Source organism: Stenotrophomonas sp. Br8 (genome assembly GCF_014763005.1).
GTDB classification, from domain to species: domain Bacteria; phylum Pseudomonadota; class Gammaproteobacteria; order Xanthomonadales; family Xanthomonadaceae; genus Stenotrophomonas; species Stenotrophomonas lactitubi.
The window spans coordinates 112,910-132,165 of sequence record NZ_JACGTN010000016.1; the positions used below are offsets into that span (position 1 = coordinate 112,910).

17 protein-coding genes are annotated in these 19,256 nt (G+C 66.8%); 5 read left to right on the forward strand and 12 right to left on the reverse strand.

Annotated features, from left to right (window positions below):
• Nucleotides 1–138: 138 nt before the first annotated feature.
• The 3 genes from H3005_RS14595 to H3005_RS14605 are packed head-to-tail and all read right to left on the reverse strand — an operon-like array spanning nt 139 to nt 3,010.
• Nucleotides 139–726 (reverse strand): O-methyltransferase, encoded by a 588-nt coding sequence (locus H3005_RS14595; RefSeq protein WP_100554522.1) that lies wholly within the window; start codon nt 724–726, stop codon nt 139–141.
• Complete coding sequence (gene ubiB, locus H3005_RS14600) at nt 723–2,378, reverse strand: ubiquinone biosynthesis regulatory protein kinase UbiB (RefSeq protein ID WP_100461861.1); 1,656 nt, start codon at nt 2,376–2,378, stop codon at nt 723–725. Before ubiB ends, H3005_RS14595 begins: the two co-directional genes overlap by 4 nt.
• A complete protein-coding gene (locus H3005_RS14605) occupies nt 2,375–3,010 on the reverse strand; it encodes an SCP2 sterol-binding domain-containing protein (protein WP_100554394.1) in 636 nt (211 codons plus the stop codon). The genes ubiB and H3005_RS14605 overlap by 4 nt, the downstream gene beginning before the upstream one ends.
• A gap of 402 nt (nt 3,011–3,412) precedes the next feature.
• Here H3005_RS14605 and ddlA point away from each other — a divergent pair, with 402 nt between their 5' ends.
• Nucleotides 3,413–4,510 carry a D-alanine--D-alanine ligase gene (gene ddlA / locus H3005_RS14610; RefSeq protein WP_100554393.1) on the forward strand — a complete coding sequence of 366 codons (1,098 nt, stop codon included), beginning with the start codon at nt 3,413–3,415 and terminating at the stop codon, nt 4,508–4,510.
• 85 nt (nt 4,511–4,595) lie between these two features.
• Here the strand turns inward: ddlA and H3005_RS14615 are convergent, their stop codons facing one another.
• From H3005_RS14615 to oleC, 3 genes are all read right to left on the reverse strand, one after another.
• Complete coding sequence (locus H3005_RS14615; protein ID WP_025875842.1) at nt 4,596–4,751, reverse strand: DUF1328 domain-containing protein; 156 nt, start codon at nt 4,749–4,751, stop codon at nt 4,596–4,598.
• A 121-nt stretch (nt 4,752–4,872) separates the two neighbouring features.
• Nucleotides 4,873–5,859 (reverse strand): 2-alkyl-3-oxoalkanoate reductase, encoded by a 987-nt coding sequence (gene oleD / locus H3005_RS14620; RefSeq protein WP_100554392.1) that lies wholly within the window; start codon nt 5,857–5,859, stop codon nt 4,873–4,875.
• Complete coding sequence (gene oleC / locus H3005_RS14625) at nt 5,856–7,514, reverse strand: olefin beta-lactone synthetase (RefSeq protein ID WP_100554391.1); 1,659 nt, start codon at nt 7,512–7,514, stop codon at nt 5,856–5,858. The genes oleD and oleC overlap by 4 nt, the downstream gene beginning before the upstream one ends.
• Nucleotides 7,515–7,616: 102 nt before the next feature.
• Here oleC and H3005_RS14630 point away from each other — a divergent pair, with 102 nt between their 5' ends.
• Nucleotides 7,617–8,042 carry a YkgJ family cysteine cluster protein gene (locus tag H3005_RS14630; protein ID WP_004135417.1) on the forward strand — a complete coding sequence of 142 codons (426 nt, stop codon included), beginning with the start codon at nt 7,617–7,619 and terminating at the stop codon, nt 8,040–8,042.
• A gap of 237 nt (nt 8,043–8,279) precedes the next feature.
• Here H3005_RS14630 and H3005_RS14635 read toward each other — a convergent pair whose 3' ends face one another.
• The 4 genes from H3005_RS14635 to H3005_RS14650 all read right to left on the reverse strand — a co-directional run bounded on the left by H3005_RS14635 (nt 8,280) and on the right by H3005_RS14650 (nt 13,795).
• On the reverse strand, nt 8,280–9,170 hold the full coding sequence (locus H3005_RS14635) for an alpha/beta fold hydrolase (RefSeq protein WP_191078481.1): 891 nt from the start codon (nt 9,168–9,170) through the stop codon (nt 8,280–8,282).
• A gap of 141 nt (nt 9,171–9,311) precedes the next feature.
• On the reverse strand, nt 9,312–10,328 hold the full coding sequence (locus H3005_RS14640) for a 3-oxoacyl-ACP synthase III (RefSeq protein ID WP_100554389.1): 1,017 nt from the start codon (nt 10,326–10,328) through the stop codon (nt 9,312–9,314).
• A gap of 102 nt (nt 10,329–10,430) precedes the next feature.
• Nucleotides 10,431–10,748: a DUF4156 domain-containing protein gene (locus H3005_RS14645; RefSeq protein WP_025875855.1), complete on the reverse strand. Its 318-nt coding sequence runs from the start codon at nt 10,746–10,748 to the stop codon at nt 10,431–10,433.
• A 197-nt stretch (nt 10,749–10,945) separates the two neighbouring features.
• Nucleotides 10,946–13,795, reverse strand: coding sequence for a pitrilysin family protein (locus tag H3005_RS14650; RefSeq protein ID WP_191078482.1), 2,850 nt, complete (start codon nt 13,793–13,795; stop codon nt 10,946–10,948).
• Nucleotides 13,796–14,199: 404 nt separating this feature from the next.
• Here H3005_RS14650 and H3005_RS14655 point away from each other — a divergent pair, with 404 nt between their 5' ends.
• Together H3005_RS14655 and H3005_RS14660 are read left to right on the forward strand one after the other, a co-directional pair.
• Nucleotides 14,200–14,676, forward strand: a complete 477-nt coding sequence (locus H3005_RS14655; RefSeq protein ID WP_108267397.1) for a hypothetical protein — start codon at nt 14,200–14,202, stop codon at nt 14,674–14,676.
• Nucleotides 14,677–14,746: 70 nt separating this feature from the next.
• Entirely contained in the window at nt 14,747–15,226 is a 480-nt protein-coding gene (locus H3005_RS14660) for a tRNA (cytidine(34)-2'-O)-methyltransferase (protein WP_005407625.1), read from the forward strand.
• A 314-nt stretch (nt 15,227–15,540) separates the two neighbouring features.
• Here H3005_RS14660 and H3005_RS14665 read toward each other — a convergent pair whose 3' ends face one another.
• Together H3005_RS14665 and H3005_RS14670 are read right to left on the reverse strand one after the other, a co-directional pair.
• Nucleotides 15,541–16,005, reverse strand: coding sequence for a hypothetical protein (locus tag H3005_RS14665; protein WP_191078483.1), 465 nt, complete (start codon nt 16,003–16,005; stop codon nt 15,541–15,543).
• Between the two features lie 82 nt (nt 16,006–16,087).
• On the reverse strand, nt 16,088–17,251 hold the full coding sequence (locus tag H3005_RS14670; protein WP_108267387.1) for an acyl-CoA dehydrogenase family protein: 1,164 nt from the start codon (nt 17,249–17,251) through the stop codon (nt 16,088–16,090).
• Between the two features lie 303 nt (nt 17,252–17,554).
• Here H3005_RS14670 and H3005_RS14675 point away from each other — a divergent pair, with 303 nt between their 5' ends.
• Nucleotides 17,555–19,231: an electron transfer flavoprotein-ubiquinone oxidoreductase gene (locus H3005_RS14675; protein WP_191078484.1), complete on the forward strand. Its 1,677-nt coding sequence runs from the start codon at nt 17,555–17,557 to the stop codon at nt 19,229–19,231.
• Nucleotides 19,232–19,256 lie beyond the last annotated feature (25 nt).

The window sequence follows — 19,256 nt, forward strand, 5'->3', positions numbered from 1 at the left end:
TATCCGGATGACACGCTGAATAGGGTAGTGCCGGCCGCTGGCCGGCAACGTTGAGGTCGCCCGATGAAAGTGGTTGCCGGCCAGCGGCCGGCACTACCGGAGCAGACCAGCGACCGGCGTTGCCGGGGCGACGCCCGGTCAGGCGTTGCGCAGCGCCAGCAGTTCGCCATTGCCCACCGGCACCAGGCTGGTGGTGAACGCCGCGTCGGCGGCCAGCAGGGCGCGCAGCGGCTCCATCTCAGCGGCATGCGAGGTGGCGTTGTCGACCACCAGCAGACCGCCGGGGCGCAGTACACGGCGCAGCTGCGGCCACCAGCCTGCGTACTGCCCGCGATCCGAATCCAGGAACAGCAGGTCGATGCAGCCATCGGCCGCCTGCGCCAGCCACTGCCCGGCATCACCGTGGACCTGTTCGATGCGCTCACCCAATCCACTGCGCGCGAAATTCGCACGGGCCATCGCCACCTTGTCGGCGGCGAACTCCAGCGTGGTCACCCTGCCATCAATGGCAGCGGCGGCCTCGGCCAGCCACAGCGTGGAATAGCCATTGGACGTGCCGATCTCCAGCACGCGACGGGCATTGCCGAACCGCACCAGCACCGACAGCAGTTCACCGGTGTCGGCAGTGATGTTGAGCATGCGCCGGCCACGATCGGTTTCGCGCGCATCGTTGTCACTGCCAAACTGCGCCAGCTCGTGTTTGAGCGCGCTCAGCGCATCACTCATCGCCACCACGCACGCGCCAGTGCGAACACGCCGACGGTACCGGACACCCAGCTCCATGCCGGCACGTCGCCCCAGTACCAGCCCGGCGGCTGCAGCACGTACATCAATGCGGCAATCGCCAGTAGACCAACGCCAGTGATCGCTCCGACCGCGCGCTTCTGCAGCCGCTGCAGGCTGGCATCGAGCGCAACCAAGTCGCGCGAACGCATCGCCAGTTCATGCCGGCCTTCCACCTGCTGGGTCAGCCAGGCATGCACCAGGCGAGGCATGTCCGGCGCATGGGTCATGATTTCCGGCAGGCGCTTGCCGATCTCGCGCACCACGCGGCGCGGGCTGTAGCGCTCGCGCAGGATCTTCGCCAGCACCGGCTTGGCCACCGCCCAGATGTCGATCTGCGGATCGAGCTGGCGGCCGACGCCTTCGATGTTGAGCAGGGTCTTCTGCAGCAGGATCAGCTGCGGCTGCAGGGTCAGCTGGTAACGCTGGGCCACGCGGAACAGCTTCATCAGCACTTCGGCCAGCGAGATCTGCGACAGCGGGCGGGTGAAGTACGGCTCGCACACCGAGCGCACCGCCGCTTCCAGATCATCGATGCGCACGTTGTCGGGCATCCAGCGCGCCTGCACGTGCAGTTCGGCGATGCGGCGGTAGTCGCGGTTGAAGATGGCCATGAAATTCTCGGCCAGGTAGTACTGATCTTCCTGCGAGAGCTGGCCCATGATGCCGAAGTCCAGCGCGATGAAGCGCGGGTTGTCGCGGCGCATCGGATCGATGTCGACCCAGATGTTGCCGGCGTGCGCGTCGGCATGGAAGAAGTTGTCGCGGAACACCTGGGTGTAGAACACCCGCACCCCCTTGGCGGCCAGCGCCTTGCGGTCGATGCCGGCCTTGTCCAGTGCCGCGATGTCATCGGAGGGAATGCCCCATACGCGCTCCAGGGTCAGCGCGCGCTCGGCGGTATGGCTCCAGATCACTTCCGGCACGTACAGGTCGTCGGAGTTCTCCCAGAAACGGCGCAGCACGCTGGCGTTGGCGCCTTCGCGCTGCAGGTCCAGCTCGGCGGCCAAGGTGTTTTCGACCTCGGCCACCACTTCGCGCGGACGGATCTTGTCGGCACGCGGATGGGTGCGCTCGACCAGCGTTGCCAGCGAGTTGAGCAGGGCGATGTCGGCGTCGATCTGCTTCTCGATGCCCGGGCGCAGCACCTTGACCACCACCTGGCGGCCATCGGCCAGGGTGGCCGCGTGTACCTGCGCGATCGACGCCGAGGCCAGCGGTTCGGTATCGAAACTGGCGAAGGCTTCGCTGACCGGCAGGCCGAGCGCTTCCTCGACGATGCGGCGCGCGGCGTCGCCGTCGAAGGGCTTGACCCGGTCCTGCAGCAGGGTCAGCTCATTGGCCACATCCGGCGGCACCAGATCGCGGCGGGTCGACAGGATCTGCCCGAACTTGACGAAGATCGGTCCCAGGTCCTGCAGCGCCAGGCGCAGGCGCGCACCGCGCGACTGTGCGGCGATGTCGGCCGAAGCGCGCGGCACGAACGGCTTGGCCAGGCGCAGCCAGCGCTCTGCAGGCGTGTCCTGCAGCAGGTCGTCAAGGCGGTAACGCAGGATCACCCGGCCGATGCGGCTGGCCCGCAGCAGCGCCTTCATGCGGCACCCCGCAGGCGCTGCACGCGTGCGCCGAGGCGCTCGACATCATCGCGCAGTACGTCCACGTCGTCGTGGAAGGCATCCAGTTCGGCACGTGGCACCACGTCGCGCGATTCCTCGGTGATGAATTCAGCGGCACTGTGGGCCAGGTCGATCGCGCCCTGGCGGGCGTGCTGCAGGGCACTGCGCAGGGTGTTGGCCACCTGCACGCCCAGCACTTCACCGAACACGCTGACGAACGGCTGCTGCCAGTCCGGATCGAAGCCCTTGGCCAGTTGCTGCAGGCGGCGCGCCAGCTCGGCATCGCCGGCCACGCGCACGCGGCCCTTGCCGTTGTCAGCACCTTGGCGGGCGCGCGCCAGCAGCGGCAGCTGCGCCAGCACACCGGCCAGGCTGCTGCGCACGGCCAGGTCGGCTTCCTGCGCATCCACCGGGCCCACCCGCAACTGGGTGCCGTCGACGCTGATGCGCATCGCCAGCGGCGGTGCGTCCAGGGTCAGGTCGATGTGGCGACCGTCGAGGCTGGCCAGTGCATGGCGGGTATCCGGATCCAGCGCCAGCGCGCGGTTCAGGGCGATCTGCAGAGCGCGGCCAGCGACCGGCTTGAGGGACTTGAGCAGGGAAAGAGCCATGTGCGCATTCTACCTGCGTGGGTGGTGAGCTTGGGCCGGGCTGCCGCCCGGCACCCGCAGATGCAAGGTCAACGTCAGAAGCAGTCTGCTGAGGGAGTCGGGGTGGGAGGGGCAGGCGGGACACGCCGTAAACCCATCCATGGGGGCTCGTAGGCGCCATCCATGGCGCCTGCGGTCCCGCCTGCCCCTCCCACCCCGACTTCGACAGTTCCCTGCGACCTGTCGGAACGGCACGGGGTCGGCTGCTGCTGTTGGTGGGTGTCGACCTTGGTCGACACGGTAGATCCAGGCCATGCGTGGATGACACGCGCGACTGGATTTCTGGTTCATCTGTGCCTCACGCGGAAGGCCGATGAAGGTTCATGCTATGCAGCCACGCAACGCACAGGACATCGCACTTCCATGGCACGGACCCGGGTTGGCATCATCTTCGGTGGCAGGTCTTCCGAACACGAAGTTTCGCTGCAGTCGGCGAAGAACATTCTCGATGCGCTGGATCGGGAGCGCTTCGAGCCGGTGCTGGTCGGCATCGACAAGCAGGGCCAGTGGCACCTCAGCCAGCCGGATACCTTCCTGCTCAATGCGGATGATCCGGCGCGCATCGCCCTGCATGCTTCCGGTACTGCGTTGGCGGTGCTGCCCGGCACCGAGCAGGCGCAGCTGCAACCGACCGATGCGGGCAGCGCGCTGGGGCAGATCGATGTGGTGTTGCCGATCGTGCACGGCCCGCTGGGCGAGGACGGTGCGCTGCAGGGGCTGCTGCGCATGGCCAACCTGCCCTTCGTCGGTTCGCCGGTGCTGGGCTCGGCGGTGGCCATGGACAAGGACGTGACCAAGCGCCTGCTGCGTGATGCGGGCCTGCAGGTGGCGCCCTGGGTGTGCATCCGTCGCCATGAAGCCGATGCGGTCGATGTCGCGGCACTGATCGAAGCGCTTGGCCTGCCGCTGTTCGTCAAGCCGGCCAACCAGGGCTCATCGGTGGGCGTGAGCAAGGTCAAGGATGCAGAGGGTTTCGCCGAGGCATTGCAGACCGCGCTGCGCTACGACCATAAGGTACTGGTGGAATCGGCCGTGGTCGGCCGCGAGATCGAATGTGCGGTGCTCGGCAACGAGCGGCCGCAGGCCAGCGTCTGTGGCGAGGTTGTACTGCACGACGAGTTCTACGCCTACGACACCAAGTACATCAACGAAGACGGTGCTGAAGTGGTGGTGCCGGCCGCAATCGATGCGGCAACGCAGGCACGTATCCAGCAGATCGCGTTGCAGGCCTATCAAGCGCTGGAGTGCGCTGGCATGGCGCGGGTCGATGTGTTCCTCGCCGCCGATGGCCAGATCGTCATCAACGAAGTGAACACCCTGCCCGGCTTCACCCGCATCAGCATGTATCCGAAGCTGTGGGGTGCCAGTGGCGTGGACTACACCACGCTGATCACGCGATTGATCGAACTGGCGCTGCAACGGCACGAAGCCGATCGCGGATTGCATAGCGCGGTGCGTTGACCGCGCTTCGGTAGTGCCAGCCGCTGGCCGGCAACCCCGGGTTGTCGAGGTTGCCGGCCAGCGGCCGGCACTACCATTCAAGCGGTCATGTGCGCTTGCGGAACATCGAGATCACGGCCAGCACCAGGAACACCACGAACAGGATCCAGGCAATGTTGCTGGCGGCACCGGCAATGCCGGAGAAGCCGAGCACGGCGGCGATGATGGCGATGACAAAGAAGATGACGGCGTAATGCAGCATGGTGCTCCTCGCAGGTGGTCGGCCGTGGGTGGCGTTGTGTCCATCCTGCGCATCTGCCGGTGTGCAACCGGTGATGGCGATCTCTGCGCGTAATGAAGGCTTCAGCGCGGTGATGCCGCCGTCATGATGCCGCCTTCAGCCGTCGCAGTCCTTCTTCGATGCTGACCTGCGGCACGTAGCCGAAATCACGACGTGCCGGCTCCATGCTGTACCAGTGCGGCGTGCACAGCTGCTCGGCCAGGAAGCGCGTCAGCGGCGGCTCGCCACGCAGGCGCAGCAGCGGCCACAGCCGCTCGCAGATCGCGCCGATGCGATACGCGGTCTTGAAGCTGATCGCCTTCTCCACGGTTGGAGCGCCCACCGCCTGCAGCAGCTTGTTGACCAGCTCGCGCATCGGCAGCGGCTCGCCATTGGAAATGAAGTACGCCTTGCCGGCGCACGCAGCACCCGGTGCCAGTGCCTCGAAGGCAAGGAAATGCGCCAGCGCGGCGTTGTCGATGTAGGTGGTATCGACCTTGTTGTTGCCGTCGCCCACCAGGCGCAGGCGGCCAGCGCGTGCACGCTCGGCCAGGCGCGGCACCAGCTGCTGGTCACCCGGGCCCCAGATCAACCGCGGGCGCAACGCCACCGTCGCCAGCGTGGCGTCATTGGCAGCCAGCACCCGCTGTTCGGCAATCGCCTTGGTCGCCGCATACGGCGCCTGGAAGTCCTCGCCATAGGGCACGTCGTCCGCACCCAGTCCTTCCACCGGGTGCGTGGCGCGATGGGTCACGCTGGGCGTTGAGGTGTAGACCAGCTTGCCGATGCCATGGGCGCGGCAGGCCGCGATGACATTGTCGGTGCCGACCACGTTGGCCTGGTGATAGCTGTCATAGCTGCCCCAGGCGCCGGCCTTGGCACCGTTGTGGAACACCGCATCGACGCCGGCCACCGCATGCAGCACCGCCTGCGGGTCGGCCAGGTCGCCGCGGATCTGGCCCACACCCAGCGCCTGCAGTTCCGGGTAATGGCTGCGGTTGAACGCCAGCACCTGGTGGCCACGTTCGACCAGGCCTCGGCACAGCGCCTGGCCAAGGAAACCACCACCACCGGTGACCAGGATCTTCATGCGCGCTTCTCCAGTTCGGCGCGTGCCCAGACGGCGAGCTTCTCGCGGCCGATCTTGGCGTTGTGACGGATATCGACGGGGAACGCCGGATGCATCAGCACGTGTTCCAGCTTCATCTCGGGCAGACGCGCAGCGGCCGTGGCATGCAGCGCCTCGCGCAAGGCAGGGCTGTCGGACTGGCCACGCTGCAGCTCCACGCACAGCACCGGCACCTGCGCACCGGCTGCGCCGACGCCGACCAGCGCCGTGCGTGCCACCCCGGCCACGGTGTTGAACACCGGCTCGACCTGTTCGGTGTACATCGGCCCGTGCGCGGTTTCCACGCGATGGGTCTTGCGGCCACAGAACCACAGCCGCCCCTGCGCATCGAAGTAGCCGACATCGCCCATGCGATGCACGATGCGGACGCTGCCATCGGCCAGGGTTTCGCTGATCTTCGCCGCTGCCGTCGCCTGCGGGCGGTTGAAATAACTGTCGGTGGCGGTCGGCCCGGCCACGGTGATCTCACCGACTTCGCCCACGGCCAGCACGCGCGCCTGCGACCAGTCCGGCAGCGGCGCGTCGTCGATGGCGATGATGCGCACTTCGTTCGGTGCGACCACACTGCCGACGCAGGTGCCGGCGCCGCCCTCGGTGGCTGCACGCGTACGCTCCAGCTCGCGCCCCTCGACCACTGCCACCGGCAGGCACTCGGTGGCGCCATACGGTGTCCAGAACTGGGCATCGGCCGGCAGCAGGCTGCGGATGGTGGCGACCACGTCCGGCGGCACCGGTGCACCGGCGGAGGTCACCCGGGTCACCGACGGCAGCGGCCGCCCGTGCCGTGCCAGCACCCGCATCAACGCAGGCGAGCCGAACAGCTGGGTCACGCCGAAACGCTGGATGGCGTCATGCAGGCGCGCCGGGTCGGCCTGTGCCGGCCGGGTCGGGTCCATGTCCGGAATCACCGAGGTCAGGCCAAGCGCGGGATCGAACAGCGCAAACGGCGGGAAGGTCGGCAGATCCACCCCGCCCGCCTCCATGCCGAAGGCGCTGCCCAGCAGCTCGATCTGGCCGACGAAGTGGCGGTGGCGGTAGACCACGCCCTTGGGCACGCCGGTGGAGCCACTGGTGAACAGGATTGCCGCGGTGTCCTCGCCATCGGTGTCGGCCAGCATCGCGCCGCTGTTGGCGCCGGCACGCTCCAGTGCGGCCAGGGTGGTGCCACCCCAGCCGAGCCGACGGCCCACCGTGACCAGACGGGTCGCCGAGGGCGCCCAGCGCAGCGCCAGCCGCGCCACGTGGGCCAGCGGGATGCCGATGAAGGCCTGTGGCTGAGCCTCGTCCAGGCACTGCTTCAGCGCGCGCTTGTCGATGCCCGGATCGACCAGCACCGGCACCGCGCCCAGCTTGAACAGGGCGAACATCAACAGGAAGAACTCCGGCGACGGCCGCACCATGACCACCGTACGCACCCCGCGGCCGATCCCGTAGCCGGCCAAGCCGGCCGCCATCGCGTCGCTGCGGGCGTCCAGCTGGCGGTAATCCAGGGTCACGTCGTAGGCCGCCATGCCGTTGCCGGCGCCGCGGCGGCCGGGGCAGCGGATGGCGATCTGGTCGGGGCGTTCACGCGCCAGCTCGGGCAGCCGCGCGGCGATATTGCAGGATCGGTTCATCCGTTCATTGTCGCCGCTTACGGAATTTCTTGCGCGGCGGCCGCCAGCGTGGAAAATCCGCATCCTCGTCCCTTCCCCGATGCCGCCCGAGGCGGCTTGCCCATGCAACATCCCTGCATGACCTGCGGCGCCTGCTGCACCCAATACCGCGTGGCCTTCCACTGGATGGAATCGGACGAGGTCACTCCCGGCGGCGTGCCGCACCAGCTCACCGAAGTGCTCGACCCGCACCGCCTGTGCATGCGCGGCACCCATTCCAAGCCGGTGCGCTGCGTGGCGCTGGACGCGCAGATCGGCGTCTATTCGCGCTGCACGATCCACCCCAACCGCCCCAGCGTGTGCCGCGAGGTGGACGCGTCGTGGGAGTACGGCAAGGCCAGCCCGCAGTGCGACAAGGCCCGTATCGCCTATGGCCTGGATCCGCTGACCCTGGCCGACTGGCGCTGGCGCGATGAAGCAGGCAACGACGACGACCACCCGGACGACAACGGCAACAGCCCCTCGCCACAGGCCCCGATCGCGGCGTAGTCCGGCGTGCCGACCAACGGTCGGCACCTACCCAATCCTTCTTCCGGTGGGTGCCGACCGTTGGTCGGCACGCCGATCAGATCGGATTCTTGTCCAGGAACGCCCGGATCTCCGGCACCAGCACCTCCGCCGCATGGCGGTAGTGCCGGCCGCTGGCCGGCAACCTCATGAACCCGGCGCGCATTGCGCGCTTGCCGGCCAGCGGCCGGCACTACCAGGGAAATCCGGGTAACAGGATTACAGCGGATTCGCGTCCAGGAACGCCCGGATCTCCGGCACCAGCACTTCATGCTTGTCTTCCAGCACGTAGTGGCCGGCATCTTCGAACGCATGTACCTGCGCCTGCGGCAGTGCGGCCTGGAAACCCTTCAGGAAGTGGTGGTCGAACACGAAATCGCGCAGGCCCCAGCCGAGGAAGGCCGGACGATCGGCGAAGGACGGCAGCGCCTTGCCGGCACGCTCCAGCAGTGACCACGCCTTGTCGGCCGGCGACAGCGGGATGTCCTGCATGAAGCGGATGGTGCTGATGCGGTTGGCGTAGCTGTTGTACGGCGACACATAGGCGCGGCGCACGTCGGCCGGCATCTTCCGCTCCACGCCCAGCCACGACGCGCCGGAGGAGAACGCATTGAAGGTGCAGATGATCCACTCGCCGATCTTCCAGTGCCGCCCCAGCGCGATCTGCCACGGCATCTTCTTCGCCGCCGGCATCGGGAACGCGGCGGTGTTGAGCACCACCAGGCGCTTGACCTGATCGTGGTGCGACAGCGCCCAGCCGAAGCCGATCATGCCGCCCCAGTCGTGCACGGCCAGGGTCACCGGGCCGGTGATGCCCAGATGCTTCAGCAGCGCATCCAGATCATCCACGCGCGACTGCAGCGTGTACTCGTAGCGGCTGTCGTCGGGCTTGTCCGACAGGCCCATGCCGACATGGTCCGGCACGATGCAGCGGTACCGGTCCGACAGGCCGGCCACCAGCGTGCGCCAGTAATAGCTCCACGACGGGTTGCCGTGCACCATCACCACCACCTCGCCATCGCGCGGGCCTTCGTCGAGATAGTTCATCGACAGGCCGGGGCGAACCTCGAAACGCTGCGGGTGGGCGGGGTAACCGGGAAGATCGCGCATGCGGAGCACCTTGGAAGAATCGCGGCGCAGTGTAGAGCCGAGCCGATGCTCGGCTGCTCTCCGGTCAGGCCGCGGAAGAACCGCGCTGCGCGCGTGAGCCGAGCGTGGGCTCGGCTCTACAGGGAGTCTGGCAGAAGGGTCTTACCAGACCACTTCGGCCATCGAGCAGTTCAGGCCCGAGCCGATACCCAGAAGCGCGATGCGATCGCCCTTCTTCAGCTTGCCCAGCTGCTTGAGCTTGCTCAGCACGATCGGCACCGAGGCCGGACCGATGTTGCCGTGCTCGCCGAAGATGGTCATGACCTTCTTCGGGTCGATGCCGAAATTCTTGATGAACGCAGCGGTGTGCGGCTGGCTGACCTGGTGGATGACGAACTGGTCCAGCTCTTCCACCGCCCAGCCCAGTGCGATCTTGGCGGCGGCGAAGGTCTTCTGGGCCAGCTTGATGCCCTCGATCAGCAGCATGCGGGTGTCGGTGACCATGCGGTCCAGGTTGCCCAGGCACAGCTGGTTCCACTCGGTGGCCGAACGGGTCACGCCACCCTTGTAGCGCGGCGCGTCAGGCACCAGCTCCGAACGGGCCATCACCATCGCAGCCGCACCGGAACCGGTGGTCAGCGCCGCCAGCTCGTTGCGGAAGTCGTCGGCGGTGACGTCCGGCGCGGTCATTCGCTCCAGGGTCTTTTCGTACACCAGGTTGGCGGTCTCGCCATCCACCACCAGCGCGTAGTCGATCTCACCGCGCTCGAGCATGCGCGCCGCGATGTCCATGCCGTTGATGAAAGCGAGGCAGGCATTGGCGACGTCGAAGGTCATGCATTCGTCGCTGACACCGAGGTTGCCGGACACGATGGACGCGGTGGACGGCTCCAGGTAGTCACGGCTGACCGAGGTGTTGATCAACAGGCCCACCTGCGTCGCATCGATGCCTGCGTCTTCCAGTGCCTTGCGGCCGGCCATGGTGGCCGCGTCGGACGCCAGCACGCCGTTGTCCCACAGGCGGCGTGCGTGGATGCCGGCGATGTCACCGAGGACATCGGTACGGATACCAAGGCGATCCAGCGTCGGCTGCAGCCGTTCGTTGATTTCCTTGGTCGTCAGCGTGTGCGGCGCATCAACGTGAGCCAGGCCGGCAATCGAGACATTCTTGAAGAGCATCGAGGTTAGCGCCAAGGCTCAGGCAAAGGGGGCGCTATTCTATAACCCCCCGGGCCTTCACCGCATCTTTACGAATTCAGCCTTGGCCGTATGGTGAAGGATTCAGCGCGGCGGGCACTGGAAAGCGGCGAAGCGCTGGCTGCCATCGGCGGGGGCCGCAGCGGCCTGCACGGCGTTGGCGCCGGTGGTCGGAGCTTCATTGCGGGCCAGGGTTTCCAGCTCTTCCTGCACGCGCAGCGGGTTGCGGTTGTAGAAGCCGACCTTGCTCTTCACGGTCACCACCACTTCGCCCTTGGAGATGCACCCGGCCGGTACCGGGCCTGCCGGCAGCACGCGGGTCGCCTTGCCGGCCGGTTCGATCGGCACCCAGGTGCAGGCGGTGACGGTGAGCAACAGGGACGACAGCAGCAGAACGCGCATGGGCAGGATCCTGGAAGGGAATGTCAGGAGTGTGCCTGAACCGTCTGAATCAGGGATAGCCGGAGCGGGGCTGCGGTAGCGCCGGGCCATGCCCGGCGGTTCTTCGAAGACGTCCAGATGCCGCGCTACGCGCTCGCCGGGCATGGCCCGGCGCTACCCGCAGGAGGCCTGCCCGCTAGAGCGGGCAGGCCTGTCCCTTATTTCTTGACCGGGTTGCCTTCGGCATCAATCACGGTCACTTCGCCCAGGTTCAAGGCGCGCACGGCCGCTTCGGTCTGCTTGAGGTCACCCACCACCACCCAGGTCAGCGCCTGTGGCTTGATCTCCGCCGCCGCCTGCTGCACCTGTGCCGGGGTCATCGCTTCGATCTCGGCCTTGCGGCGCAGCACGTAGTCATCCGGACGCTTGAACTGCACGATGGTGCCGATGGTCGCGGCCACCGCGCTGGCGGTCTCGTAGGCACCGGGCAGGCTCAGGGTCTGGATGTTGCGGATGCGCGCCACTTCAGCGTCGGTCGCCGGCTTGCTGCCGTTGGCGAACTCGGCGATCTCCTTGCGCATTTCGGCCATGGCCGGGCCGGTCTTGTCGATCTGCACCGGTGCCATCGCCATCCACGGGCGCTGGCCCACGGTGTTGCTGGCGCTGGTGCGGGCACCGTAGGACCAGTGCTTGTCCTCGCGCAGGTTCATGTTCAGGCGCGAGGTGAAGTCGCCACCAATCACACCGTTGGCGATGTCGAAGCGGGTCGAGCGAGCGTCGCTGGACGGCGGCACGACCTGGCCGGCGAACAGGTTGGCCTGCACCGCGCCCGGCTGGTCGATCAGGAACACGCGCGGGCTCTTCGGCAGCGCCACGGCGGTGGTGGCCTTGATCGTCGGCGCATCACCGGTGGCCTTCCAGTCACCCAGCTGCTTGTCCAGCAGCGGCACGATCTCGGCCAGGGTGGTATCGCCGACCACGATCAGGGTGCCGTCCTGCGGACGCAGCCAGTCGCGGTGGAAGTCGACCAGGTCCTCGCGGCCCAGGCTGCTGATCGCCGCTTCATCACCGCTGCCGGTGAACGGAATCGCGTAGGGGTGGCCCTTGCCGTACAGCAGCGGCGGCAGCACGCGCATCGCCACCGCACCCGGATTGACCTTCTCCTGCTGGATGCCGGCGATCCAGGTCGCCTTGACCCGGTCGATCTCGCTCTGCTCGAAGCGCGGCTCGCGCAGCAGGCTGGCATACAGCGCCAGCGACGGCACCAGGTTCTCCTTCAGCGCGGACAGTTCAACGTCCACCGAATCCAGGCCGGCGGAAGCATCCAGGTCCGCACCCAGCGCATCGGCCGCATCGGCGAAGGCCAGCGAACCCAGCTTGCCGGCGCCTTCGGTCATCAGGCTCATGGTGAAGTTGGCGGTGCCCGGCTTGCGGCCCTGGTCAGCGGTGAAGCCGCCCGGGAACTGGTAGCTGAACTGCACCACCGGAATTTCATGGCGCTCGGCCAGCACCACCTGGGTGCCGTTCTTCAGCGTGGCGCGCTGCAGTGCCGGGAACTTCAACTGCGGGAACTCGCGGGTCTGCGGCACGCCGGCCTTGCGGTCCACCTGCTCGGGCAGGGTGCTGTACTTGCTGTCCACCGCCGGCACGTTGAACGGCTTCGGCGCCTGCGACGGATCTTCCTTCAGCGCAACGCGTTCACCCGGCTCGACCACCAGGGTGTGGCTGCCCTTGTCCAGCCACTGCGCGCCCAGGCGCTTGAGGTCGGCAGCGGTGGCCTTGTCGATGTTGGCCAGCGAGGTGCGGAAGCAACCCGGGTCGCCGGTGTACACCGTGCATTCGGCCAGCGCGTCGGCCTTGCCGCCGAAGCCGCCGATGCGCTCGATACCGCGGATGAAACCGGCACGGGAGCCGGTCTTGGCGCGTGCCAGTTCTTCGGCGGTCGGGCCATCCTTGAGCAGGCGCTCGATTTCCTCATCGATGATCTTTTCGACCTTGGCCGGATCCTGGCCCTGCTTCACCGTGGCCATCACCATGAAGTTGGAACCCAGCTGCGAGGCGTAGGCGCCGGCGCTGATGTTGTCCACCAGCTTGTCCTGGTGCTGCAGGCGCTGGCTCAGGCGCGAAGACTTGGCGCCGCCGAGCACATAGGCCAGCAGCTGCAGCTGGTCGACGTCGGTGGTGCCAACCTGGGCCACGTTCCAGGCGCGGTAGATGCGCGCCTGCGGCACCTTGTCGGTCATCACCTCGCGGGTGTCGGCCGGGCGCTTGGCAACGTCGACCTTCGGCTGCGCCATCGTCGGGCCAGCCGGGATGCTGCCGAAGTACTTGGCGGCCTTTTCCTTTGCCGTGGCCAGATCGATGTCACCGGCCAGCACCAGCACTGCGTTGTTCGGGCCATACCAGGTGCGGAACCAGGTCTTGACGTCATCCAGCGAGGCGGCGTTGAGATCGTTCATCGAGCCGATCACGCTGTGGTGGTACGGATGGCCCACCGGGTACAGCGCGCGGTTGAGCTGTTCCCACACCTGGCCATAGGGCTGGTTCTCGCCCTGGCGCTTCTCGTTCTGCACCACGCCACGCTGCTCATCCAGCGCGGCCTGGTCGATCGCGCCAACCAGATGGCCCATGCGATCCGACTCCATCCACAGCGCCATGTCCAGCGCGGTGGTCGGCACGTTCTCGAAGTAATTGGTGCGGTCGGTATTGGTGGTGCCGTTCTGGCCGGTGGCGCCCACCTGCTTGAAGGGCTCGAAGTACTCGCCGTCGTGGTTCTCGCTGCTCTGGAACATCAGGTGTTCAAACAGATGCGCGAAGCCGGTACGGCCGGCGGGCTCGTCCTTGCTGCCGACGTGGTACCAGATGTTGACCGCGACGATCGGTGCCTTGCGATCGGTATGCACCACCACCCGCAGGCCGTTGGGCAGGGTGAACTGCTCGAACGGGATGTCGACCTTGCTGGTCGCGGCCGGCTTGGCCGCCAGCGCGTAGGTCGGCGCGAGCGTGCCGAGAGCAGTACTGAGAGCAACAGCGAGCAGCGCGGCGCGCGGGCGCAGGGTGAGCGACATATCCGGGTCCTTGGTCACATAGGTGAATCCCGATCCTAGCGCGGGCGTGCGGCCACCGGTACCGGCCACCAGTCACTGGGGGTGATCGGCCACATCGGCCATCGCGATCGGCGTTTCAGGGTCACGAACGGCGGTGATTCACGTCCGGACAGTGTCCGCGGCACCCCGAATGGACAGGTGTCCGCCCAGCGGACACTTTTCAGGTGCCATAAAACCCTTACGAATCAATAGGTAAAAGTTGGCACGGGGATTGCTTTGTACTTCCTGCGCCAGCAAGGGCTTCAGACAAAACCTGACTGAAGACTGAACAAAAGCAGAAAATCGAAAATTCCGCTTGCATCCCCAGAACTGGTGTTCTACCTTACTACCACACCACCGCTCACCAACACTAAACAGGCCCCGTCATGAACGCCAAGACCATTGCCATTGCCATCGCCCTGATCGCCGGCACCGCGGTTGTTTCGTCGGTGCAGGCCTCCGAATCCATCAAGACCCTGTCCACCGTGCAGGTCCGCCCGGCCGCCGACCAGCTGGTCCAGCAGGCCTGGGAACAGGCCAGCGGCATCCGCACCCTGGCCACCGTTGAAGTGCGCCCGAGCAGCGACCAGCTGGCCGAGCGCGATGGCTTCATCGCCACCCCGGTCGCCGCCGCGCTGCCGATCACCACCCTGGCCTCGGTTGAAGTGCGCCCGAGCCTGGAGCAGCGTGTCGCCCTGGCTGCCGAGCACGAGGCCCAGCGCTACGCCGCCACCCTGGCTGCCGCCGCCACCAGCGTCGCCAACCAGGTGATCGTCAACCTGCCGGCCCTGCAGGTGCGTCCGAGCGCCGCCCAGCTGCAGGCCTTCGCTGCCGAAACCGCCCAGGTCCTGCTGCGCCCGTAAGCGACGTCCGCCCTGCCCATCGCAGGGCGTGCGTCGTAAAGGCGGCGGCCGTCGCAGGTACACTGCGCCGATGAATGCCGCGCCCCAGTTCCACGTGATCCTGTTCCAACCGGAAATCCCGCCCAACACGGGCAATGTGATCCGGCTCTGCGCCAACACCGGCGCGCAGCTGCACCTGGTCGAGCCGCTCGGCTTCGCACTGGAAGACAAGCAGCTCAAGCGCGCCGGCCTGGACTACCACGAGTACTCGCGCCTGCAGGTGCATCCAGACCTGGACACTGCGCTGGCACGGATCGCACCGAAGCGGTTGTTCGCCCTGAGTACGCGTGCCAGCGTCCGCTATGACAGCGTGGCGTTCGAAGACGGTGATGCCTTCCTGTTCGGCCCGGAAAGCCGAGGCCTGCCGCAGGACGTGCTGGATGCCCTGCCCGATGGTCGGCGCCTGCGCCTGCCGATGCGGCCGGACAACCGCAGCCTCAACCTGTCAAACACCGTTGCGGTGGTGATGTACGAAGCGTGGCGACAGCACGGGTTTGCCGGCGGCGCGTGAGGCCATGCTTCTCCCTTGCGCCCCATTGCTGAAGCGCGCGCATGCGTTCATGGGCGTTACTTTTCTTTCCGCGCGGAAAGAAAAGTAACCAAAAGAAACGCGCCGCCATCCGCGAGCCGGTGCTGCGCACCTGCGCTCCTCGGCCCGCCGGGGGACGGCGCGGAACTCGCTGCGCTCAGACACCCGCGCCTCTTCGCCCCCGCCGGACCTGCGGTGCTCGGCTCGCTTCAAGGCGGACCCAACAGCCGCGCAGTAGATCCACGCCATGCGTGGATGTCTTCCACCTGGATCAATCAGGTGCGGGCGCCATGGCGTTACCTGGAACGCGTGCGATTGCCCACAAAAGAAAACTCCAGACCATCAATATCAGCATGCGTGCCGCACAATCCAAAACCCGTTGCCGTCGGGTCGATCCCGCCGGATGAGACTCTCAGCGCACCTGCATGTTTCTCGATGGCCACTGTGCCTAGTTCGGACTGATGAATCAGCTTTCCGCCCTCTGGCTTCATGTGCAGCACAAAGGAGCAGACGTGCTGCATCGCCTGGGTACTGTGCAGCTCAACCCTGTAGCCCAGTGATTCTTCGACAATCGACAGGCTGTCCCTGAATCCATCGCGGCAACTACGCCCGCTGCCCGGTTCGGTACACAGATCGCTCGCCTGCGAATAGCTGCCTGCCCATGCCCCATCATCCCTGTTGCCTGCCCACGCCATCTGCAGCACGGAGGCTTGGAAGAGCAGCGGGAGGCACAGCAGCCTTACAGAGGGATTGTTCTTCATTCAGCTTGCATCTCCGGATAGGCGTCCTTTGCCGCCCACCCTACTCGGCAACGCCGGCCAGCGGCCGGCACTACCGGTGCACTCAGAACGCGTTGATGCCGGTCAGCTCACGCCCGATCACCAGTTGGTGCACGGTTTCGGTGCCTTCATAGGTGATCACCGATTCCAGGTTCAGCGCATGGCGGATCGCCACGTGCTCGGTGGTGATGCCAGCGCCACCCAGCAGATCGCGACACTCGCGGGCGATGTCGATCGCCATGCGGCAGTTGTTCCACTTGGCCAGGCTGACCTGCTGCGGCTGCACCTGCCCCGCCTCCTTCAGGCGACCGAGCTGCAGCGCCAGCAGCTGCGCCATGGTGATGCGCCGGGCCATGTCGGCCAGCTTGATCTGCGCGCTCTGCGTGGCGGCCAACGGACGGCCGAACAGCACGCGCTCCTTGGCATAGCCCAGCGCTTCGTCCAGGCAGGCGATGGCCGAGCCGATCGGGCCCCAGCTGATGCCGAAACGCGCCTGGGTCAGGCAGCCCAGCGGACCCTTCAGCCCCTTCACGTTCGGCAGGCGATGGCTGTCAGGCACGCGCACGTCGTCGAAGAACAGCGCGCCGGTCAGCGACGCGCGCAGGCTCATCTTGTGCTTGATTTCCTGTGTGGTGAAGCCGGGCATGCCCTTCTCCAGCACGAAGCCCTGGATGCCGTCTTCGGTCTGCGCCCAGATGATGGCCAGGTCTGCCACCGGGCCGCTGGTGATCCACATCTTGCTGCCGCTGATGCGCCAGTCGCTGCCATCGCGCACCGCGCGGGTCTTCATGCTGGCCGGGTCGGAACCACCATGCGCCTCGGTCAGGCCGAAGCAGCCGATCAGTTCGCCGCGCGCCATCGCCGGCAACCACTGCCGGCGCTGTTCTTCACTGCCGTACGCGTAGATGGGATACATGCACAGCGAGCTCTGCACCGACACGAAGCTGCGCAGGCCCGAATCACCGCGCTCCAGCTCCTGGCAGATCAGGCCGTAACTGACCGCGCCCAGATCGCCGCCGCCGTACTCGGCCGGCAGCGTGGCGCCGAGCAGGCCAAGCGAGGCGATCTCCGGCACCAGTTCCGACGGGAAGCGCGCCTGGTCGAAGGCATCGCCGATGATCGGCAGCACGCGCTCGTTGGTGAAGCGGGCCACGCTTTCCTGGACTGCGCGCTCTTCCTCGCTGAGCAGGGAACGGACATCGAACAGGTCGTACGGATCCAAAGCCATGGCACTCACACGCAGACGGGACCTGGCCATTGTCGGTCATCCGGGTGGGTTTGGTGTGCCGGTAGAGGCCGACCCTGGTCGGCGCTGGGGTTTCCGCAGACGCCAACCCAGGTGGGCGGCTACCGACGCTGCGTACGCTGCACTGCAGCAATCGCGGTGTGAACATCGGCGATCTAGCTCGATCACGCGCAGCCCGGTACCCTGACAACATTCAAACAACCGTTTCGCCCGTGGCTGCACGCGCGATTCCCAGGCAACCGCCGGTGGCCCCGATGCCGGCACTACCCACGAGTCATGCAATCGATGAGTGCTGAAGCCAACGCCCTGCCCCCGCGTGAAGTCATGGAATTCGACGTGGTCATCGTCGGTGCCGGCCCGGCCGGCCTGGCAACCGCGATCCGTCTGCGCCAACGCGCGATCGAAGCCGGTCGTGAACTGTCGGTCTGTGTGCTGGAGAAGGGTTCCGAGCCTGGCGCGCACGTGCTGTCCGGTGCGGTGATGGACCCGCGCGCGCTGACCGAACTGTTCCCGGACTGGGCCGAGCGCGGCGCACCGCTGAAGCAGAAGGTCACCCGCGACGAGTTCCTGTTCCTCAGCGAGACCGGCGCGCGCACCACCCCGCACGCGCTGCTGCCCGAGTGCTTCCACAACGAAGGCAACTACATCATCAGCCTGGGCGAGGTCACCCGCTGGCTGGCGCAGCAGGCCGAGGCGCTGGAAGTGGCGATTTTCCCGGGCTTTGCCGCCGCCGAAGTGCTGTACGGCGACGACGGCGCGGTGATCGGCGTCGCCACCGGCGACATGGGCATCGAAAAGGACGGCACGATTGGCCCGGCGTTCGAACGCGGCATGGCGCTGCAGGCGAAGTACACCGTGTTCGCCGAAGGCGCGCGCGGCCATCTCGGCCGCCAGCTGATCAGCCGTTTCAAGCTGGACGAAGGCAAGGATCCGCAGGCCTACGGCATCGGCATCAAGGAACTGTGGCAGATCGACCCGGCCAAGCACGAGCCGGGCCTGGTGGTGCACGCCGCCGGCTGGCCGTTGGACACCGATACCTACGGCGGTGCGTTCCTGTACCACGCCGACGGCGGCAAGGTCGCCATCGGCTACGTGGTCGGCCTGGATTACAGAAACCCGTGGCTGAGCCCGTTCGAGGAGTTCCAGCGCTTCAAGACCCATCCGTCGATCCGCAAGCACCTGGAAGGTGGCACCCGCATCGGCTACGGCGCGCGTGCGATCACCGCCGGCGGGCTGATGTCGCTGCCGAAGACCGTGTTCCCCGGCGGTGCACTGGTCGGCTGCGAGGCCGGCTACCTCAACGTCAGCCGCATCAAGGGCAGCCACGCGGCGATCAAGACCGGCATGCTGTGCGCCGATGCCGCCTTCGACGCGCTGGTGTCCGATCGCCAGCACGACGAACTCAGCGCCTACCCGGCAGCCTTTGAAACCAGCTGGCTGCACGACGAACTGAAGCTGTCGAAGAACTTCAAGCAGTGGTTCAAGAAGGGCCAGACCGTGGCCACGCTGATGACCGGCATCGAACAGTGGCTGCTGCCAAAGCTGGGCGTGCGCAATCCGCCGTGGACCCTGCGCCACAGCATCCCGGACCATGCCTGCCTGGAGCCGGCGTCGAAGCACGCGCGCATTGCCTATCCCAAGCCCGATGGCGTGCTGACTTTCGACCGCCTCAGCTCGGTGTTCCTCAGCAGCACCAACCACGACGAGAACCAGCCCAGCCACCTGACATTGAAGGATGCAAGCATCCCGGTGAAGGTGAATCTGGCCGAGTACGCTGGCCCGGAAGCGCGCTACTGCCCGGCGGGTGTGTACGAATTCGTCGGCGACGGCAACGATGCGCGGCTGCAGATCAACGCGCAGAACTGCGTGCACTGCAAGACCTGCGACATCAAGGACCCGACCCAGAACATCGTCTGGGTGACCCCGCAGGGCGGCGGCGGACCGAACTACTCCGGCATGTGACCGGTGATGGGGCTGCGACCGCCGG